We start from the raw sequence: 3,057 nt of genomic DNA, 5'->3' as shown, positions 1-3,057 counted from the left end.
AGCGACCGAGGACCCGATGGCCGGTGAGCATTCCGCCCCACCCCCGGCCACCAGCCCCGGGAGCGGGGATCACTCGGCGAGTGTGATCGCCGCGCGGCTGGATCGGTTGCCGGTGTCGCGCTGGCACCGAAGGGTTGTCGTGCTGATCGGGCTCGGCTCGTTTTGCAACTTGTTTGAGATCTCGCTCAGCACCTACTTTGGGGTCCTGCTCGGCAATCAGTGGACTCTGAGCACCCTGCAACGGGCGCTGATCATCGCCGCGCTGTTTCCCGGCGAGATGATCGGATCGATAGTGCTGGCGCCACTGGCCGACCGGCTCGGCCGGCGCACGTTATTTCAGGTCAACCTGCTGACTTACGCCGTCCTGTCGTTGGCGACCGCCTTTGCCCCCAACCTCGCCACATTCTTGGTGCTGCGCATGTGCACTGGAATCGGGCTGGGCGCCGAGTTGACGCTGGTGGACACCTACCTGGGCGAACTGCTGCCCGCTGCGCGCCGTGGTCGCTACCTCTGCTGGGCCTACACCGTAGGTCTGCTCGCGGCGCCCGTCGCTGGTGGCCTCGCCACCGCGGCCAACACCGCCATCGGAGGGCTGGCCGGCTGGCGCTGGCTGCTGATCCTGTCCGCCGTCGGTGGCCTGGCGGTCTGGCTGCTTCGACGCCGACTACCTGAATCGCCGCGCTGGCTCGCGGCCACCGGAAACACCGCCGAGGCCGACCGGGTCCTCACCGCCATTGAGCGCGAAGTGAGGACCGACCCCGACTTGTCCGTCCCGGCAACAGTATTGCCCCCGGTCCCGGCGCGCGGCGTCGTCGATCCGCCCCCGACCCGGCCGTACAGGCGTCGCAACGTCTTGATGTGGGTGATGCAGATCATCAGCCCGATCGGGTTCTATGCATTCGCCTCTATCGCGCCGATCGTGCTGCTGACCAAGGGATTCGACCTGGCGCACTCATTGACGTACTCGGCGCTCAGTGCGCTCGGCTGCCCGCTCGGCTCACTGGCTTCCGTGTATTTGACGGAGCGCTTCGAACGCCGAACCCTGCTCATCGCTGCCACATTGGCTGTCGCAGCGTTCGGCGTGATGTTCGGCCTCGCCACCACCATCGCCCTGGTGATCGTCGCGGGCGTCGCCACCACCATCAGCACCGTCCTGCATTCCAACTTCACCCACATTTACCAGGCCGAACTGTTCCATACCGCGAACCGCAGCACCGCCATTGGTGTCGCGTACGCGGCGTCTCGCCTGGTTGGTGCGATGCTGCCGCTAAGCGCGTTGACCCTGTTGTCGGCCATCGGTTCCGGCGGCCTGTACGCCTGCTGCGCGTTGCTGCTGAGCTGCCTTGCCATCGCCATCCGACTGCTCGGTCCCCGAACCAATAACCAGCAGCTCGACACCATCTGATGGCAACGCAAACGCCTCGGAACGCTGAAACAAGCGGTCGAAGTCCCAGGAGCGGGATAGGAATCAGGCCGGCCGCAGTAGTCGATGCCAGGTCGGGTTTCAGCCGGGGCGTCGCGGAAAATACTGAGAAAGTATGAGAATTCTGCCCGTTCGTCCAAGCAGCTCTGAGCCGGCTCTCAGCTGGCTTTGAGTCGACGGGCCGACACTTATCGTATGGACGAACAACCGCACCACTTGACGCGCCGCCAGGGTGGCAGGGACACCAACGAGCCGTCAGCGACCATGACACGCGCCGATCGCGACACGTGGGACTTGGCGTCAAGCGTCGGGACGACCGCCACGATGGTTGCCACCGCGCGGGCACTGGCCAGCAGGGAGCCGAACGCGATCATCAGCGACCCATTCGCGACGCCGTTGGTGAAAGCTGTCGGCATCGACGCGCTGAGCCAATTGGTCGACGGCGACGTTGCGCGGGTCAAGACCGACGAGGACGCCGAGCTGAGCCTGCAGCCTGTGATCGACGCCTTCGCGGTGCGGACTCGGTTCTACGACGAGTTCTTCACCACAACAGCCGACGAGGGCATCCGGCAGTCGGTGATCGTGGCGTCGGGTTTGGATTCGCGGGCTTACCGGCTGCCGTGGCCCGCTGGCAGCGTCGTCTACGAGATTGATCTGCCCGCAGTGCTGGAATTCAAGTCTCGCACGCTATCGGCACTGGGCGCCAAATCGACGGCCACTCGGCGCCCGGTGGCCGTCGATTTGCGCGAGGACTGGCCAACAGTTCTGCGCGACAACGGCTTCGATGAGAACCAGCCAACCGCGTGGAGTGTCGAGGGGCTCCTGATGTACCTTCCGACGGATGCTCAGGACCGGCTGTTCGACAACATCACGGCGCTCAGCGCGCCCGATAGCCGCCTGGCCACCGAATACGCACCGGACGCCGCGGCCGCGTTCGACCAGCGCAAGGCCTTCGACCGTAAATGGCGCGCCCACGGATTCTCCGTGGACACCACTCAACTGGTGTACCAAGACGAACGCGGCCCGGTGTCCGACTACCTGACCGCTTGTGGCTGGCGAGTCGCTGAACAACGCCGTGGAGACCTGTTCGAAGCGTATGGGCTCACGCTACCTGTTGACAACGCACCGGTAGTCGCCACGGTCGCGGTCACCGCCGTTCTGGCATAGACCGCCTGCACCTTAATGCCTGTCGCCGTGGCAAACCTACGGCTGCCCGGCGACTTGCGCATTGCACCGTTGTCTCACGACCGTCATTCGCGCGGGTGTCTCACCGGTGTCGCGGTTCGAGTATGGGGGCGGTCGAACGATTGCGCTGTGACTCTGCCGATTTCCAAAAGTCGGTGCCAGCCCTTGCCGGGACTGGCCCATTCGTGGTGTGCTCGGCGGCGGTGGCGCACCCGTGGTAGCCGCTGTCGGTTGGCTATTTGCCTACGAACAGGCGATCGATCGGCATCGCTTAACGCTGAGGTCAATAACGCCGCCTATTTGCTGGATACGCCCTATCCTGTGGGTGGTTGGGATAGTCGGGATCCCCTAGATCGGTGGTGCCGGGTTGACGGTGGACGCGGTGGCGTGCGGGTCGTGCGGCACTGGGCTGCGGGAGAACGCCAAGTTCTGTGACGAGTGCGGTGCGC

Annotated in this window: 3 protein-coding genes; all 3 read left to right on the top strand. The window is 65.0% G+C overall.

Annotation, left to right across the window (positions count from 1 at the left end; all coding sequences use genetic code 11):
• Positions 1-1,405: MFS transporter (locus VE759_RS13465; protein ID WP_324933058.1), on the top strand; the 1,405-nt coding region annotated here is incomplete at its 5' end.
• Positions 1,406-1,687: 282 nt separating this feature from the next.
• Entirely contained in the window at positions 1,688-2,590 is a 903-nt protein-coding gene (locus VE759_RS13460; RefSeq protein ID WP_324933061.1) for a class I SAM-dependent methyltransferase, read from the top strand.
• A gap of 391 nt (positions 2,591-2,981) precedes the next feature.
• On the top strand, positions 2,982-3,057 hold a 76-nt coding region (locus VE759_RS22920; RefSeq protein ID WP_414687910.1), incomplete at its 3' end, for a zinc-ribbon domain-containing protein.

Origin of the sequence: Mycobacterium sp. (genome assembly GCF_035640695.1) — a bacterium.
In the GTDB taxonomy this organism is placed as follows: Bacteria; Actinomycetota; Actinomycetes; order Mycobacteriales; family Mycobacteriaceae; genus Mycobacterium.
The sequence above is the reverse complement of the archived record's forward strand: the minus strand, read 5'-3'. Positions and strand labels throughout refer to the sequence as shown.

Bases quoted from the DNA above. Each gene is read 5' to 3' on its own strand.
- VE759_RS13460 (WP_324933061.1), top strand. From the start codon at position 1,688: ATGACACGCGCCGATCGCGACACGTGGGACTTGGCGTCAAGCGTCGGG.